The following is a 16,474-nucleotide window of genomic DNA, read 5'->3' as shown; positions in this document are numbered from 1 at the left end:
ATCATTTGAGCCGGGGAATGAAGCTCCGGGTGCCGTGGATCAGGAACTTCTGGTACATCTCCTCCTTGGTGAGACCGTTCTCGGCGCCGAACCAGGGATTGTCGCCACGCTGCGCGTCGATGGCCATCGAGTACGTGGTCGAGGCCGCCACGCGCGGAACGAAGCTGCCGGTGTTGAGGGCCATGCCGTTCGGGAGATGGTAGGTGGTGCCGAGGGCGCGCAGGCCGGGCACCTTGGACATCAGGGCCGTGCCGCCGTCGGCGACGCCGTCGAAGGCCATGTTGGCGACGAAGTGCTGGAGAAACACGATGAGGTTGTGGTCGACCGCCCTGACCTCGTTGCCGGACAGGTCGGTTTCGATGCCGCCCGCGAGGTTGAACCCCAGGGGAATCGCCACCTGGCCCAAGGCGTAGGCCGTGCTGTCGGCGAGGTAGTAGGCCAAGGTGGGCAGCACCAGGGCGACCGAGCGACGCGCGGACAGCTTGAACAGGATCGCCTTCTTCCTCATGATCGCCTGTAGGAGCTTCCAGGTGAGTACCTGATATCCGATGGTGAACATCATGTCCACCGTCATGATCCAGCACAGAATCCTGATCGCGTGGTTGACGTCCTCGACCACGTCCGCGTAGGCGCGGCAGGCGGCCGCTGCTCTGCGGTGCTTGACCGAGACCGCGAGAACGGCGAGGCCGAAGTCCTCGGCCCAGAAACGTCCGAACTCGTCGACCGCCGGGCCGGAACAGTTCCTCCAGACGCGTTCGGCGGCGTCGTTCGCGTCATGGAAGTGTCGGTCGATCGCGTCGGCGATCTCGTCGAGGACGTCCGCCGCCGCACGGATCTTCTCGGGGTCGCCTTCGAGGTAGGAGACGCCGAACAGGAACTCAGGCGCCAGCGCGCCTGCCATGCCGGCGCCGGCCATGCCGCCCAGCGCGACCTTGGTCGCGAGTCCAACGGGCATGTTCGCCTGCTCAGCTCAGTTCCACCGGGGAGGTGGGAACGGCGATCTCGTCGTCCCCGCGCCTGGCGAACTCGACGAGTTCTCCGACGGAGGCGTACGTATCGACCGTGGAGGCCCAGTCGGCCGCCTTGACGTTGTCGCTCATCGCCACCACGCCGGCTCCGATGTCCTGGTACGCCCTGGCGAGGTTGTGCAGGGCGGTGCTCAGGTCGTCGTACGCGGCGTCGAAACCGGGATAGCCGTCGGCGCCTCTGCGGAAGGTCTGGGCGGCTTCGTCGGTCGCCACGTTGCCGAAATAGGGGAGGAGGGCGTCCAGGCTGGTGAGCAGCCCGCTGACACCGCGGCTGAACTCGCCGCCTTCGGCATGGAGGTCCTCGCCGCTGCTCCGCATGATCGAGTGGTTGATCTCCAAGGCGATTCCCTCCCGTAGCCGTCTTCCGCCCTCCATTCTCGGAACTACTCATTTCGTACAAATGACTCTGTTGTTGCCGTTGGGGACTCTGTGACCGACCTACCCGTACCGCCCGCCGGTGTGCGGCGGTCGCGCGGGCGTCCCGGCGGGGGAGGTCTCCGTGGCTCCGCCGTGCCAGGTGAAGCGCAGGAACTCGCTCATCAGCGCGCGGTCGGCTCCTCCGTGGCCGCCGGCCCGCTCACGTACCGGCAGCACGAGGTCGCCGTCGGCGTCGTAGTCGCGGCGTCCGCGGCTCCACACCCGGATGACGCTCTCGCCCCGATGGTCGCCGAAGTTCTCCATCCGGCCCTCGGTGCCGATCACCGTGTAGTTGCGCTGCTGGTAGCTGGCCTGGACGCCGTTGTCCAGGTGCATCAGCATCATCGACAGGTCTTCCACGTCCACGACCGGGTTGAGCCCGCTCTGGGTGAGCGGAGGCCAGTTGCGTGCCGGGTCGAACCAGCGCTCGTCCTTCTCCTGGCCGTCGGTGCGCCGGTCGGTGACGCGGTTGTAGACCGACAGACCGCCCATGGCGGTGACGAGTTCGGTGCGCGCGCCGCTGAGCCCAGTGGATGACGTCGATGTCGTGCGCGCCCTTCTGCGGCAGCAGCCCGGTGGTGCGGCGGCGGTCGGCGTGCCAGTCCTTGACGTAGTAGTCGCCGCCGTGGCCGACGAAGTGGCGGCACCAGATCGCGCGTACCTCGCCGATCGTGCCCTGCCGGACGAGCTCGGCCCTCCAACGATGGAGGATGAAGCCGGATGTGAGGCTACCGATGTCCTGAACCGCGAGGAACACGCTCAAGGAGTGAGCTTGAACCTGCCGAAGCCACCCAGGCTGTCGAGTGCCCAGAACCGCACATCGCTCTTGTAGGTGTAGGGGGGTCCTTCGGGCCCCGGCACGTAGGAGGTCTTGGCGATGAGCGCGCGTTTCCCGTACTGGTCCAGCGAGACCTGCCAATGCCAGGCGCTTTCCATGGCCTCTGGGATGATCTTCCAGCCGGTCATCGGTCTCAGCTCGGTCTTGTCCCACGTACGCAGGTCCCAATAGGTGATGAGGTCTTCGTACGTCGTCCAGCGGTGGAAACCGATCAGCGCATGATTGCCGTCACCGCTGAGCGCGACGGAGTTGGCGGCGTAATCGTCGACGTTGCGTAGCAACACGTACGCCTCCGGGTGCGTGGGGTCGGACAGATTCCAGAGGGTCACTTCACCCCCGTTGTACTTCAGGACGGGGCTGACCAAGGCGCGCCTGGCATCGCCGCTCAGCGCCACCGCGTAGGAGCTGTCATCGTATTTGCCGCGAGCCAGAAGCCGGCGCTTCCGTGGTCTGTCAGGGTCGGTGAGATCCCAGAAGTGAACGCCCGCGTCGCCACTGGACACGGCGTAACGGCCGTCATGATTGAGTGCGAAGTCCCGTAATCCTTTGTCGGTGAGTGTTCGTGAGGAGGGCTTCGCGAGGTCGGTGAGATCCCAGAGGGTCAACTGCCCCAGGATGGTGAAGGTGGCGGCGTGCTTGCCGTCCCCGCTCAGAGCCACCTCGACGTCCGTGCCTCCCCGGTCGGGGATCAGCGGGGAGGAACGCGGACGCATCGGGTCACTCAGATCCCAGACTGCCACGGAACCGCGCGGCGGCCTGGCCTCTAGGTTCACGGAACTGATGACGGCGCGTTCGGCGCCCGCACTCAGCGCCACACCGTGGTAGACCGCGTCGCGCAGAAGTGTCACCCGGAAGTCCCGAGGAGGCGCGGCCGTGGATTTGGCGGCAGGCTTGTCCGCCGCGCACGAGGCGATCGTCGTGACAGCGAGCACCGCGGCGATCAGCCGGCGCATGACGAGGTGTCCATGCTTTTCCATCCCGGATCTCCAGGCGAGTATCGCTGCCCGTAGGCGGAACAGTCGAGTGTGCGGTCTTTCTCGATCAGCGCCGACACGCGGAAATCCTTGCCGTTGTTGTTGATGAGCAGGGAGTTGGGTTTCCCGTCCGCGATGTATTTCAGGTCGAAGTGGTACTCGCAGTACTGGCCGCGGGTCACCGCGGAGAGCCGGAACGTCGCCTGCTCGGCCAGCTTGAGGATGTATTTCTGGTCGGCGAAGTAGTTGCCCGTGAGTTGCGGATGCGGATCGGTCTCGGCCTTTTTCGGATATTGCCCGATCGAGGGGCTTCTGTCGAGGTTGTAGCCGATCTGAACGGTCTCGGTCTCTCCTTGCGGCGGGAAGTAGAAGAGCGCGCCGCGTAATGGCGCCTGGCATCGCGGGACGACGGCGATGTCAGTGATCCGTACGTCCTTGGCGCGGTTTCCCTCCACCTCCACCTCCACCGTGGACACACCGGTCTCGACGGCTCCGCTTGAACGCAGGATCTCGTCGTGATCCTTGAACGCCGCGTACTCGCCATTGATCTTGTCGAGCGCCTGCTCGCTCAGCGGGTCGGGAAAGACCCAGGTCTGGTCGGTGTCCCGCGGCACCAGGGTGACCTTGGTGATTTTGATCGGCGGGCCGATGGGGGCGGGCGGTTTGTTCTCACCCAGGCCGAGGAATTTCTGACCGGCAGAGGTGCCCAGACCTGTGGCCACACCGACGGCGATGGTGGTTACCGCCGTTATCACCGCAGCCCAGAATCCCTTTCCCCGCACGGTTGCCCGGCCTTTCTGCGGCCTGCGAGGGGGCGACTTCTTACGTCGTGAATACCTCACGTCACCCTTCCTGAGAGGGATGGCACCGCAACGGCATTCTGGTCAGGATATCCCGGCACGCGCGTCGCCAGCGGGTTTATGAGGAGGCAGTCTCGGGCCGCCGCCCAGGTTGCCGGTGGCTCCCCGCGGCGCACATGACGCCGTCTTCTCCGATCGCGATGCCGGCGCAGGACGGTATCCGGCTGAACGAGAAGCCGCAGCCGGCACAGAACCTCGCACGGCAACGATGCCAGGAGGGCGGCGAGGAAGGCCCTGACCTCTGGAGTGAGTCTCACTTGGGTGTCAGCGCCGGGCCGCCGTTCAAGAACGGTGATCTGATGGCACCGGGCAAGGACTCGCGTACGCCACGCGAAGCCCTCATAGGGGCATGACCTGGACGGACGTAGTTATCGGCAGGCACAAGGCCGGCGGTCTGGCACATCATCATTTCGTGGGCGCTGATGAGCGCCAGGCTACTGACGATCGGCGGCGACAGGCCGCCGCGCGTGCCCGGACGGCCGGCTTGTGTCCAGGCGCTGCCGAGTCCGGGTTGATCGGCGACTGGGCTGGGTTTGAGCAGGTACCGGAGAAAGGTCGCGAGGTCGCCCAGGGTGGAGAAGGCTCCTGCGATGCCGCAGACGCCGTTGAGTAGGCGTGCGGAGAAGTCGTGCACGGTGCCCTTGAGGTGGTGTCCGGTTTCCTCATCGTGTTCGGTGGGGGCGCAGCGTGCGACGAGGTGTGCGGGTAGTGGCCCGAAGCGGGTGGTGGCCATACCGAGGGGTTGCCAGACGCGGGTCTGGGCGAGTTGGTCGAGTGGGTGCCGGTGAGGTGTTCGGCGAGGAAGCCGAGGATGAGGGCGGCGCGGTCGGTGTATTCGACGGCTTGGCCGGGTGGGCGGTGGCCGTCCAGGTGGGGCATGAGGGCGGAGAGCCTGTCGTGGAAGTTCAGGCGGTGTTCTTCCCAGAGGGCGCCGATGACCGTCCAGACAGCGAGGATCTTGGTGAGGCTGGCTACGTCGAAAACGGTGTCCGGCCGCATCGGGTGGTCGGGATCGGTGGGGTCGAGCAGGCCGCAGGTTCCGCTGATGTAAGTGCCGTCGGCGTCGCCTACAGCCCAGACGGTGCCGGGGTAGACCCTGTTGCGGACGCCTTCGCGGAGGAGGTGTTCGATGCGGTCCCGCTCGGGCGTCATGGGATGCCTTTCTGCCGGTGTGTTGCGATGGTCAGCGTAGTGAGGACGATGGTTGTGGATGGCGAGCGGCGCGGTGTGAAGGGTCAGATGATCTGGTTGCCCAGGTCGGTGAGTGCTGTGGCGGTGGTGCTGATGGGGTAGCGGCGGGCGTTGGTGTATCCGGCGGATCGTAGATCGGCCGACAGGGAATGGTCGTGGCGTAGTTGGTTCAGGGTCGTGGTGAGAGCGGCAGGGGCGGTGAAGTCGAGGGGCAGGGCTGTGTCGGCCAGGGTGTCGACGAGACCGGGAACGAGCTGGTAGAAGACAGGCAGGCCGCATGCTTGGGCTTCAATGGCGGCCCGCTCAGCGCAACTCGTCCAAGTTGACGCCCTCGAAGCTGTACGTCACCGGCACATCGCCGCCGAGCTCCTGTTTCACCGGCGCATTAAGCCCGAGCAGCCGCCCGCTGCTCCTCGATCGCCAACACCGTTTTGATCGCCTGCAAGACCCTGCTGGTCAACTCGCGCGGTGTCGGCTGGTCCGACGCCTCGAGCCCGAGTCCGCCGCAGTTGATGGCGATGATGCGATGGCTGGTGGACAGGCCGGTGGTTATGGCGGGGTTATGTGGGTGGTCGCATGATCTTGTGGGGTCACCAGCCCGTCTCGTCGTTGACCACGAAGGATCTATGAAGAGTCACATCTTGCTCGCAGCCGTCTCGTCCCTGGTCATCAGCCTGATCCCAGGAGGAGTCGCCAGCGCCGCCGCTTCCCCACGGACGATCAGTTGGGCACCGTGCCCCGAAGACACGACCGCCGAATGCGGCACGCTGAAGGTGCCCATCGACTGGGACACCCCCGGCGGCGCCACCGTCGACCTGGCGGTGGCGCGGCGCAAGGCCGCCATGCCGGCCGCCCGGGTCGGCTCCCTGGTCGTCAACCCCGGCGGGCCTGGCGGATCCGGTGTCGACTTCGTGGTGCACGGCAGCAGCTACTTCAGCGCCGAGCTTCGCGGCCGCTTCGACCTCGTCGGGTTCGATCCACGCGGGGTGGGACGCAGCCATCCGGTGGTCTGCTCGGCAGCGCTGGTGCGCGAACGTCCACACCCGCTCATCAAGAACCAGACGGACATGGACGCCTGGGTGTCGTTCAACCAGCGGCTGCGGGAGGACTGCCGGGCGCGTACCGGACCGTTGTACGACCGCGTGAGCTCGCTCGACGTCGCGCGTGACGTGGAGGCTCTTCGGGCGGCGCTGGGCGACGGCAAGCTCACCTACTACGGCGTCTCGCACGGCACCCTGATCGGCCAGGCATACGCCGAGCGCTTCCCCGACAAGGTCAGGGCGCTCGCGCTGGACTCGAACTTCGACCACAGCGTGAACACTGCGAGCTACCTGAGCACCACGGCCAGCCAGACGGCGGGGGCGTTCGACCAGTTCGTCACCTGGTGTGAGGCAACAGCGTCGTGCGCGCTGAACGGCAAGGACGTCCGAGCGTTCTGGAAGAGGCTTCTTGAGCGGGCCGACCGCGGGGAACTACACGAGCCGGGTCTGCCGGATGTGCCCCTGGGCGCCTACGAGCTGGTGGACACGGCGTTCGCCGGACTTTACAACCCCAACTGGGCGCAGCTCGCCGAGCTGCTGGTGGCCATCGACACCGGCGGCCCATACCCGGTGGCGAGCGCCGAGAAGAACGAGGAGGTGAGGGTCAGCACGCCGGTGTTCTGCCAGGATTTCCACCTGCCGGTCGCCGACTACACGAAGTACGCCTCGCTCCTACGCCGGCAGGCGCCGCTGGCCAGGGACATGAGATACAGCCCGCCCGCGCTGGGCCGGATCGCTGGTTGCCTGGGGCAGCCCACGCCCATTCCCAACCCGCAGCACCGGCTGCGCGTGGACGCCACCCCGCCCATCCTGCTGGCCTCCTCGCTGAACGACCCCGCCACCGGCTACCTGTGGACGCTCAGCACGGCCGAGCAGATCGGTGACGAGGCCCGCGTGCTCACCTACGAGGGCTCGGGGCACAGCGTGTACGGCCGCAGCGAGTGCACCATCGGCGCGATCGACCGCTACCTGATCTCGCAGTCGGTCCCGGCCAACGGGGTCCGCTGCCCGGAGGCGCAACCCCCGAGCACGCCCCGAAGAGCAGGCACCGACTGAGCTTTTGAGCGTCTAGGGCCCGGTGCACCACGCCTCGATCGTGGACATCCGGACGTGGAGAAGCTGGCGAACCTGTTCTACCTGGCCCACTTCAACGCGGGGCTGCGAGTCTACGACGTGTCGAACCCGCGGCTGCCGCGCGAGGTCGGCCACTTCGATCTGTCGCGCGGTGAAGGCGAGGTGAAGGTGAAAGCGAAGATCGCCGTGGACGATCATCTCGACCCGCGAATCATCGGGGACGCGGCCGCCACGGGCCGCTATGACCCGCAGGCGCTCAAAAGGGTCTGGCACTATCTGGCGCGCTTTGGCCCGCAAGCCTGAGTCCTCGTGACAGCAGGACGGGGGTTCAGGGGATGCGGTTAGATGCTGATGTCGTCCCCGGCACGGGGGGTGCGCTGTACTCTGATTTTCAGAATCTGAGGTAAACTTTCTCGATATGAGAGTAGTCGATGACTGAAGCGAAACTGGTGGAGGGGGTGCCCCGCCACCAGACCGTGCGCTCCGTGGTCAAGGCGACCCATCTGTTGCTGCGGATCGCCGACAGCAGCGGGATGACCGCGGCGGACGCCGCGCGGGAGGTGGGCATCCCGCTGACCACCGCGTACCACCTGCTGAACACCCTGCTCGCCGAAGGTATGCTGACCCGCGATTCGGCGCGCCGCTACGGTCTGGGCCCGAAGATCGCGTCGTTGTCGGTGGCCTACGCGCGGAGCGGGCCGTCGGAGCAGCTGTTGAACGCCGTGCGCAACCTGGCGGAAGCCACTGGAGAGACGGCCTATCTGTCCGGGTGGCGCAACGGGCAGGTCGTCGCCCTGGCCATCATCGAGGGATCGAGCGCGGTTCGGGTCGGCCGGATCCACGCCGAACTCCGCGGATTCGAGCACGCCCGAGCCTCCGGCAAGCTCATGCTGGCGCACCTGGACGACAGTGCACTGAGCTCCTACCTGGACACCCACGAGCTGGAAGCGCTCACGCCGACCACGATCACCGACAAGGACACCCTGCGGGCGCAGCTCGCGGACATCCGCCGCGTCGGCCATTCGTTCGACGAGGCGGAGTTCATCGAGGGCGTCGGCTGCGTGGCGGCGCCGATTCTCGAGGGGGACACGTGCTACGGCTGCCTGACCATCTCCGCGCCCCTCGACCGGTTCCGGAAGGGGCGCCGAGTCCTCACTGAAGCCGTCGAGGCGGCCGCGCAGCGAGAATCCCGGCGTTGATGTCGAAGCCGAGCCCGGGGCGTTCGTTCGCGCGGGCCCAGCCCGGACGGAACGCCGGGCCACCCGTGTACAGCGTGGCCGACGGATCGTACGGATTATCGGCGGCTCCGAAGGTCTCCACCAGGCTGTCCGCCGAACTGGCGGCGGCGAGGTGAACGTGCGTCTCCGGATAGACGTGGTACGAAACCCGGACGCCTAGGGCGTCGGCCACGTGGCTCAGCGCCCACGCCGCGGTGATCCCGCCCACGGCGCAAGCGTCGATGCGGAGCACGTCCACCCCGGCGTGCAGCATCAACGCCTTGGCGCCGAACCGATCGGTGAAGTCGTCGCCGACGCCGATACGCGCGACACCACTGCGGACGAGGCGGGCGTACCCCTCGGTGTCCTCGGGGATCAGCGGATCCTCCACCCATGCGAGCGGCGCCTCGCCGCCCCACATCTGAATCTCGTCCGCTGCCTCCCGGGCTCCCCGCCAGCACCACGCGGCATCGACGACGATCTGGCTGGTGCCGGCCAGCGATGACGTGGCCGTTCGCAGCAGGGTGGCCAGGTCCGAGGGATTCGGCAGCCGTGCGACCTTGAGCAGGGAATGGCCGTCCTGGGAGGCGGCGGCGACCCGTTCGCCGAGCACGACGGGGCTCTCCCCGGTCGGGTAGGCGGCGATGTACATGCACGGCACGTCGGGGCCGCCCCCGCCGAGCAGCCGCCATACGGGAAGGCCCGCGCGTTTGCCTTTGATGTCCCACAGGGCGATGTCGATGAGCGACAGGGCGCGCATGAGGCCCCCGGTCCGGCCGCCGAACAGCGTGCCGCGGTAGAGGCGGTCCCAGATCGCCGAGATGTCGTCGGCTTGCTGCCCCACGAGCAGAGTGCCGAGCATCCCGTTGATCATTTCCGCGACGGGGAGGTCTCTGCTCAGCGCGTACGCGTTGCCGACGATGCCGTCGGACGTACCCAGCCGCACCACGCAGTACGCGCGGTGGGACACCGTCTGCGCGCCCAGCCTCAGTGGCCGCGGCAGCGGCAGAGTGACGGAAAAAGCCTCAACCGTCTCAACGGTGGCCATCGGAGCTCCTCTTGTCCATCGGGCTGCGACATCCCAGGTCACGGGCGATGTGGTTCGGCCGGCGAGACCTCACATGTGTCTTGACACCCCGGTTACCGCATGCCAGCATGCCTTTCACAACAATTAATCTACTCTATCAATGTGAAAGTTGGCCCGCTAGAAGGAGGCCAGAATGCATGGCAAACGACGAGGTTCGCTCATTCTTACCGTCGTGCTGGCAGGTGCCGGCGCGCTGAGCGGATGCGCCGGCGGCGCGAGCACGACCGATAGCCCCGACTGGGCGGCGGTCGCGCCCCAGAACGCGTCGGGGAAAGTTACGGTCTGGGCCTGGAGTGACGATCAGGCCACCGTCGACGCGATCGCGTCCCGATTCATGCAGCGGTATCCCAAGATTCAGGTCACCTTCAAGGCCATCCCGTACAAGGACTACACGAACGCGCTCAGCGCCGGGCTGGCGTCCGGGAAGGGGCCCGACGTCTTCATCGTCGAGCCGAGGTCGATCGTCCGGTTCGCGCCACTCAGCGAGGACGTCACGCCGCTCCTCCAGAGCGTGCTGGGCAAGGAGTGGCAGAACAGGCTCGTCATGTCGCAGGTGGACGAGCTGAAGGTCAAGGACGGCCGGATCGTCGGCCTGCCGAACCAGGCGAACGGCGCGGGAACCGTGCTGCTGAATCAGGGGCTGCTCGACCAACTCGGCCTGAGCTGGCCCGGCGATGTCAAGTCGATCGACGAGCTCGCCGAATTCTGCGGGCAGGTCAAGGCGAAGGGAAAGAGCTGCATCGGCGTCGGGCAGGACGAGTGGGTGCTGCAGGACGTGTACCAGGCGATCGCGAACTCGATCCGGCCGGGCGTGTTCACCAGCGCCGTCCAGGGCAAGACGCCGTGGACGGACCCGGTGCTGGTCAAAGCCTTCGATCTCTTCCAGGCGCTGTTCACCAGGGGCGTCGTTCAGGAGGGGGCGCTGGGGATGCCGATGTACACCGACGTCGACTACGCCTGGCAGCGCGGCGAGATCGTGGCGATGGCCGTGGGCAACTGGTCGGCGATGAACCTCCTGGAGCCGAACTCCGTCCGGTTCCAGAAGAGCGCGGGAGTCAAGGACCCCAAGCCCCTGCGCGCCCAACTCCTGCCGTTCCCCGCCATCGGCGGGAACCCCGTGCACGTCTTCGCGACCGGATACGGCGGCACCGCCATCAACGTCGCGAGCAAGAACAAGGCGGCCGCGGCGGCCTGGGCCAACTGGTACTCGCTGGACCCGGAAGGCCGCCAGAAGGAGGCGGGGAACGACCTCATCGGCATCCCGGCGCTCAAGGGCGTGAAGATCGAGCCGCAGGGGATCGCCTATCCCGAGCTGGGGCGGCCGTCGATCGAGTTCCTTGAAGAGGAATTCGCCAACGCGACCGACCCGCGAGGTGTGGAGTATCCCGAGCTGCTCACCGCTCTGGAGACCGCCTTCCAGCAGTCCGCGTCGGGAACCGGTTCCCAGCAGGTCACCGAAGAACTGGAGAATGCGTCAAGGTCCATCGCCCGATGACATGGCAATTGACTAGGCAGGGCCGCGGCTTCATGCGGCGCCCGCCACTCCGCAACAGTTTTTACCTTGTTCCCGCGCTTGTGCTGCTCGGCGCTCTCGTTTACTTCAGCGTGTTCTACACGATGTGGCTGAGCACGCATGAGTGGGATGGCTTCGGGCCCAACCCGCTTTTCGTCGGCGCCGACAACTACGCGAAGGTCTTCGGCGACGCCGTCTACTGGAAGAGCGTGCTCAACGTCGCCGGGTTCCTGCTCCTCATCCTGCTCCAGATGGCGTACGGCCTGCTCATGGCGGTCGCGTTGCATGGTCGTGTGGTGCTCGGCGTCGTCTATCGGATCGCGCTCTTCGTCCCGGTCGTGCTCGCGCCCGCGGTCATGGCGCCGGCGTTCCGGGAGATCTTCTCTCCGGACGGTCAGTTCAACCAGGCCCTGGAGGCCGTCGGCCTCGGCGCGCTACGGCACGCCTGGCTGGCCGATCCGGACACGGCGATCTTCGCGATCGCCGTGATCGCGATCTGGAGCGGCACCGGATTCAGCTTCATCCTGTACTACGCGGCCTTGACCCAGGTCGATCCACGGGTCTTCGAGGCCGCGCGGGTCGATGGGGCCGGGCGGTTGCGTACCCTGTGGAGCATCACGATCCCCCTGATGTCCAGAACGCACCTGACCTACCTGGTGCTGGGCACGATCGCGACGATCAAGCTCTTCGACATTCCGCAGATCATCACCGGGGGTGGTCCCGCGAACTCGACCCAGTTCCCCGCCACGTACATCTACCGGGCCGGGGTGGTCAACTTCAACGCCGGATACGGTGCGGCGATGACGGTGGTCATGGTCGTGATCTGCCTGATCCTCGCCGTCGCGCAGCTCCGGCTGGGCACGCGCGCCGAACGGAACGGGTTCTGATGCGCACCATCCGCACCGGCTGGAACCAGCTCCTGGTGACGCTCGCCGTGGCGCCCTTCGTGATCCCGCTGGCGGTCATGGTGGGACGCTCGGTGGGCGGCGAGGGGTTCCTCCGCAACTACGGCGCCGTCCTCAACCGGCCCGAGATGCTGACCTTCCTGCGCAACAGCGTCGTCATCGCCGCGGGCACGGTGGCGGTCACCTTCGTCTGCACCATGCTCGCCTCGTACGCGCTGGCGAAGTTGCCCCTGCGCGGACGCGAGGTGGCGTTTTACCTGATCGTGGCCGCGTTGACGCTGCCGTCGGCGGCGCTGACCGTGCCGCTGTTCATCAACGTGCGCAACCTCGGCCTCTACGACACGCCGTGGGCGGTCATCCTGCCGATCGCCGCGTTGCAGACCGCGTTCGGCGTCTTCCTGGCCCGCGGTTTCATGGCCGGAATCCCGGACGAGACGATCGACGCGGCGCGGGTTGACGGAGCCAACAGCTTCCGGGTGTTCTGGTACATCGTGCTCCCGCTCAGCCGCCCGGTCGCCGCGGTCGTCATCGTTTGGACATTCGTCTCGGCGTGGAACGAGTATCTGCTCCCTCTGCTCTTCCTGCAGGAGGTCGATCAGCAGACCGTCACGCTGCTGCCGTCGTACTTCGTCGGGCAGTTCCAGGCCGATCAGCCCAAGGTTTTCGCGGCGACCGTGCTCATCGCGCTCCCCACGGTCATCTGCTACATCGCGTTCTCGCGCTTCTTCGAGCGGGGCATCATGGCCGGCTCAATCAAGTGATCACAGGAGGATCCATGGACGAACCGCTGACGATGCCGGTCTTGCGGTCTCCGACCGACCCGCCCGCGGAGCTGCGGGAGATCCGGGCGACGTTGCCGATCACGCCCTTGTGGTATCCCGACGGGCACGTTGGCTGGCTGGTGACCAGCCATGAGCTGGCGCGCGCCGTCCTCGGCGACCGCCGGTTCTCCATGCAGCCCATGCGCTCGCCGGTGGGGGAGCCCGAACGGCTCGCCGAGGTGTTCGATCAGACCAGGGTGGAACTCGGCTTTCCGGACGAGGTGCACCAGGTCTTCGAGCGCGTCAAGGCCCAGGGGTGTCCCGTGGCGCACGCGACGGTCGATCCCGTCGTCGTCGATGTCATGCGGAATGCGCCGCCGCCGGGAACCGGGGGTCTCATCGGGCTCGATCCGCCTCATCACTCCCGGCAGCGGCGGGCGCTCGCGGCGCTTTTCAGTCCCAAGCGCGTCGCCCGGCACCGGCCCCTCGTCGAGATGCTCATCGCCCGGCAGCTCGGCATCGTGGAGGAGGCCGGCCCGCCGGCCGACCTGGTGGAAGCGTTTGCCATGCCGCTGACCATGTCAGTGATCACCTCGCTGCTCGGCGCCGAGCCGGCGGACATCCCGAGCTTCGCGCCCGCGGTCGAGACGCGCCAGGACCTCGAATCGGGCAGCGACGCGATCGTCGAGACGATGCGCGCCTTCCGGCAGTTCGCTCTCGAACTGGTTCTCCGCAGGCGGAAGCAGCCCGGCCCCGACCTCCTGAGTGATCTGATCCGCGACACCGACCTCGACGACGACGAACTCGTCAACGTCGTCACCCAGCTGTTCAGCGCCGGTTTCGACACGACCGCCAACATGCTCAGCCTCGCGGTCTTCACGCTGCTGCACGATCGTGCTCGCTGGGTACGGCTCCGCGCCGACGATTCCCTCGTGCCGCGCGCCCTCGAGGAGATCCTGCGCTACGTGACGCTCATCCAAGTCGGCACCTTCAGCCGGACAGCCCTGGAGGACGTCGAGATCGGCGGCGTGGCCGTACGCGCGGGAACCTCCGTCACCGTGTCGCTCGCGGCGGCCAACCGCGACCCGCTGGCCTTCGACGATCCGGAGACGCTGGATCTCAGCCGCGCGGCCACCGGGCACCTGAGTTTCGGCTACGGCATCCACCAGTGCCTGGGTCAGCACCTGGCGCGGCTGGAGCTCACCGCTGCGGTCACCGCCCTGATGCGGCGGTTCCCCGAGCTGCGGCTGGCGGCAGGGGAAGACGAGATCCGGTTCCACCGTGGCGATCGACAGACCTACGGGATGCAAGAACTACCTGTGACGTGGTGAGGAAAATGGAAATCGAAGCCGACTACGACCGCTGCATCGGCGCCGGCATGTGCGTGGTGTCCGCGCCCCAGGTCTTCGACCAGGACGAGGACGACGGCACCGTCATCGTGCTGAACGCCCGGCCGGTGGGGGAGGACGCCGTCGGCGCGCGCGACGCGGTCATGGTCTGCCCGGCCTCCGCGCTCGCGATCCGCGAGGACGGCGAGCCGTGACAGCCCGGATCGCGATCGTCGGCGCGTCCGCGGCGGGGGTCACCACGGCGGAGTCGCTCCGGCAGCTGGGGTTCGACGGCGAACTGGTGCTGATCGGCGACGAGCCGTACCTGCCCTATGACCGTCCGCCACTGTCCAAGCAGGTGCTACTCGGGTCCTGGGGGCCCGAGCAGACGTCGTTGCGACGGCCGGAACGGTACGAAGAACTCGGTATCGACCTTCGCCTGGGGCATCGCGCGTCGGGGCTGGACCTGGCGTCCCGCGCCGTGCTCATCGACGGTGGTCAGCCGGTCGGGTTCGACGGCCTGGTCATCGCGACCGGACTCACGCCTCGGACACTCGCCGACCGGCTGGGCGGGGTGCACGTGCTCCGTACCCGGGACCACGCGGTCGCGCTGCGGGCCGATCTGGAGTGGGCGGAGTCGGTCGTGGTGATCGGCGCGGGAGTGCTGGGATGTGAGGTCGCCGCGACGGCTCGGACGAGCGGTCGCGCGGTGACCGTGATCGACGCCGCGCGGGCGCCGATGGGGACCTCGCTGGGAGCGCGGCTGGGCGCGTGGGCGGCGGACCTGCACCGCGATCACGGTGTGCGGATGCGGCTTTCGTCCGGCGTCCGGGGCGTACTCGGCGAAGAACGAGTGCGTGCCGTCGAACTCCTCGACGGGGAGATCATCCCGTGCGACGTGCTCGTGGTCGCCATCGGCTCGACACCGGCGACCACCTGGCTCGACGGGTCCGGACTTACCGTCGCCGACGGCGTCGTCTGCGACCAGACCCTCGCCGCGGCGCCGGGGATCTACGCGGCGGGCGACGTCGCGCGGTGGCACAACCCGCGTCTCGGCAGAACGACGCGGGTGGAGCATCGCATGAACGCCACCGAGCAGGGCAGAGCCGTCGCGCGGAATCTGCTCGGCGCCGACGAGCCCTTCGCGCCGGTGCCCTACTTCTGGTCCGACCAGTACGACGTCAAGATCCAGGCGTACGGCGAGTTCCCGGTTGACGCCGACACGGCCGTCGTCGCCGGAGACCTTCGCGACCGGCGGTTCGTGATGAGCTTCCAGGAGCATGGGCACGTCGCCGGAGTCGTCGGCGTCAACATGCCCCGGGCGTTCCGCGAGGCCCGGGGTCTCGTGGCGAACGAAGCGGTGACCACGTGACCCGCACGTCGTGGGACGCCGACATCGCGCTCGACATCCAGACCGACCTCGGTGACGGGCCGCTGTGGGACCACCGGACGAACACGTTGCTCTTCGCCGACCTGCACGCGGGTGAGATCTATTCGATGGAGGGGGGAAGGGCGACCGTACACGGCATAGGGCAGGGTTTGGGTGCCATTGGACTGCACGGCGAGTCCGGATATGTCCTGGGCACCTCACGGGGATTCTCCGTGATCGATGACGATGGGTCGATCCGGGAGATCGCGGACCTCGGGCTGGCCGCCGGTCTCCGCATGAATGACTGTCAGGTCGGACCCGACGGGGCGTTCTGGGGCGGGACGATGCCCTGGGAGGTGGGCGACGGGACTGGGCCGGGGTCGGTTTATCGTCTGGCGGCCGACGGCAGCGTCCACACCGTCATCCAGGATGTGATCATCTCCAACGGGATCGGGTGGTCCCTGGATCAGACGGTCATGTACTACGTCGATTCCGCCAGGCGCACCATTGACGCCTTCGACTTCGACGCGGGCGTCATCCGGAACCGCCGCGTCTTCGTGCGCCTTGACGAGGGTGTCCCTGACGGCCTCTGCCTGGATGCGGAGGGGAACATCTGGGTGGCGGCGTGGGGTGCGGGTCAGGTCCAGCGTTTCTCGCCGGACGGCGAGCTGATCGGCGTGGTCCGGGTGCCCGCCCACATGGTGACCTCGTGCTGCTTCGGCGGCGACGACCTCGGTCTCTTGTACATGACCTCGGGGAGCGCGGGCCTGCCCCCGGCCGTACGGCATCGGGAGCACGCCGGCGCGCTGTTCGTCGCCGATGTGGGCTGTCGCGGCCGGCGCGCCAACGTCTTCCGGCCGACTTGACCGTGG

The 16,474-nt window shown here is 67.4% G+C and carries 17 protein-coding genes and 2 pseudogenes; 10 read left to right on the top strand and 9 right to left on the bottom strand.

Annotated features, from left to right (window positions below; all coding sequences use genetic code 11):
- Position 1: 1 nt before the first annotated feature.
- The 8 genes and pseudogenes from ABD844_RS39765 to ABD844_RS53450 all read right to left on the bottom strand — a co-directional run.
- A complete protein-coding gene (locus tag ABD844_RS39765; RefSeq protein ID WP_344890231.1) occupies positions 2–955 on the bottom strand; it encodes a WXG100-like domain-containing protein in 954 nt (317 codons plus the stop codon).
- 10 nt (positions 956–965) lie between these two features.
- Positions 966–1,367: a hypothetical protein gene (locus ABD844_RS39760; RefSeq protein ID WP_344890228.1), complete on the bottom strand. Its 402-nt coding sequence runs from the start codon at positions 1,365–1,367 to the stop codon at positions 966–968.
- Between the two features lie 99 nt (positions 1,368–1,466).
- On the bottom strand, positions 1,467–1,937 hold the full coding sequence (locus tag ABD844_RS39755; protein ID WP_344890225.1) for a hypothetical protein: 471 nt from the start codon (positions 1,935–1,937) through the stop codon (positions 1,467–1,469).
- A gap of 91 nt (positions 1,938–2,028) precedes the next feature.
- A pseudogene (locus ABD844_RS53455) lies at positions 2,029–2,202 on the bottom strand (hypothetical protein); the annotation flags it as partial.
- Between the two features lie 2 nt (positions 2,203–2,204).
- Positions 2,205–3,236, bottom strand: a complete 1,032-nt coding sequence (locus tag ABD844_RS39750; protein WP_344890222.1) for an LVIVD repeat-containing protein — start codon at positions 3,234–3,236, stop codon at positions 2,205–2,207.
- Entirely contained in the window at positions 3,224–4,012 is a 789-nt protein-coding gene (locus tag ABD844_RS39745) for a hypothetical protein (RefSeq protein WP_344890219.1), read from the bottom strand. Before ABD844_RS39745 ends, ABD844_RS39750 begins: the two co-directional genes overlap by 13 nt.
- Before the next feature lie 358 nt (positions 4,013–4,370).
- Entirely contained in the window at positions 4,371–4,850 is a 480-nt protein-coding gene (locus tag ABD844_RS39740; protein WP_344890216.1) for a serine hydrolase domain-containing protein, read from the bottom strand.
- Between the two features lie 188 nt (positions 4,851–5,038).
- Positions 5,039–5,269 (bottom strand): annotated as a pseudogene (locus tag ABD844_RS53450) (serine hydrolase); the annotation flags it as partial.
- A gap of 665 nt (positions 5,270–5,934) precedes the next feature.
- On the opposite strand from ABD844_RS53450, the gene ABD844_RS39730 reads away from it, so the two are divergent.
- The 3 genes from ABD844_RS39730 (at position 5,935) to ABD844_RS39720 (ending at position 8,621) form a co-directional block, all read left to right on the top strand.
- Complete coding sequence (locus ABD844_RS39730) at positions 5,935–7,404, top strand: alpha/beta hydrolase (protein ID WP_344890210.1); 1,470 nt, start codon at positions 5,935–5,937, stop codon at positions 7,402–7,404.
- Between the two features lie 54 nt (positions 7,405–7,458).
- Positions 7,459–7,725: a hypothetical protein gene (locus ABD844_RS39725; RefSeq protein WP_344890207.1), complete on the top strand. Its 267-nt coding sequence runs from the start codon at positions 7,459–7,461 to the stop codon at positions 7,723–7,725.
- A gap of 182 nt (positions 7,726–7,907) precedes the next feature.
- Positions 7,908–8,621 (top strand): IclR family transcriptional regulator, encoded by a 714-nt coding sequence (locus ABD844_RS39720; RefSeq protein WP_344890204.1) that lies wholly within the window; start codon positions 7,908–7,910, stop codon positions 8,619–8,621.
- Here the strand turns inward: ABD844_RS39720 and ABD844_RS39715 are convergent.
- Complete coding sequence (locus ABD844_RS39715; RefSeq protein ID WP_344890201.1) at positions 8,575–9,687, bottom strand: mandelate racemase/muconate lactonizing enzyme family protein; 1,113 nt, start codon at positions 9,685–9,687, stop codon at positions 8,575–8,577. The two genes, ABD844_RS39720 and ABD844_RS39715, sit on opposite strands and share 47 nt — an antisense overlap.
- A gap of 211 nt (positions 9,688–9,898) precedes the next feature.
- Here ABD844_RS39715 and ABD844_RS39710 point away from each other — a divergent pair, with 211 nt between their 5' ends.
- From ABD844_RS39710 to ABD844_RS39680, 7 genes are read left to right on the top strand one after another with little or no spacing between them, the layout of a single operon-like run.
- Entirely contained in the window at positions 9,899–11,221 is a 1,323-nt protein-coding gene (locus tag ABD844_RS39710) for an ABC transporter substrate-binding protein (protein ID WP_344890198.1), read from the top strand.
- The gene (locus ABD844_RS39705) at positions 11,218–12,126 is read left to right on the top strand and encodes a carbohydrate ABC transporter permease (RefSeq protein WP_344890195.1); all 909 of its coding nucleotides are present in this window, start codon (positions 11,218–11,220) and stop codon (positions 12,124–12,126) included. The genes ABD844_RS39710 and ABD844_RS39705 overlap by 4 nt, the downstream gene beginning before the upstream one ends.
- Positions 12,126–12,905, top strand: coding sequence for a carbohydrate ABC transporter permease (locus tag ABD844_RS39700; RefSeq protein WP_344890191.1), 780 nt, complete (start codon positions 12,126–12,128; stop codon positions 12,903–12,905). Before ABD844_RS39705 ends, ABD844_RS39700 begins: the two co-directional genes overlap by 1 nt.
- Before the next feature lie 14 nt (positions 12,906–12,919).
- Entirely contained in the window at positions 12,920–14,236 is a 1,317-nt protein-coding gene (locus tag ABD844_RS39695) for a cytochrome P450 (protein ID WP_344890188.1), read from the top strand.
- Positions 14,237–14,241: 5 nt separating this feature from the next.
- Positions 14,242–14,448 (top strand): ferredoxin, encoded by a 207-nt coding sequence (locus tag ABD844_RS39690; RefSeq protein WP_344890185.1) that lies wholly within the window; start codon positions 14,242–14,244, stop codon positions 14,446–14,448.
- Entirely contained in the window at positions 14,445–15,605 is a 1,161-nt protein-coding gene (locus tag ABD844_RS39685; RefSeq protein WP_344890182.1) for an NAD(P)/FAD-dependent oxidoreductase, read from the top strand. Before ABD844_RS39690 ends, ABD844_RS39685 begins: the two co-directional genes overlap by 4 nt.
- Positions 15,602–16,468, top strand: coding sequence for an SMP-30/gluconolactonase/LRE family protein (locus ABD844_RS39680; protein ID WP_344890179.1), 867 nt, complete (start codon positions 15,602–15,604; stop codon positions 16,466–16,468). Before ABD844_RS39685 ends, ABD844_RS39680 begins: the two co-directional genes overlap by 4 nt.
- Positions 16,469–16,474: the final 6 nt, after the last annotated feature.

It is taken from the genome of Nonomuraea antimicrobica (assembly GCF_039536965.1).
In the GTDB taxonomy this organism is placed as follows: Bacteria; Actinomycetota; Actinomycetes; order Streptosporangiales; family Streptosporangiaceae; genus Nonomuraea; species Nonomuraea antimicrobica.
The sequence above is the reverse complement of the archived record's forward strand: the minus strand, read 5'-3'. Positions and strand labels throughout refer to the sequence as shown.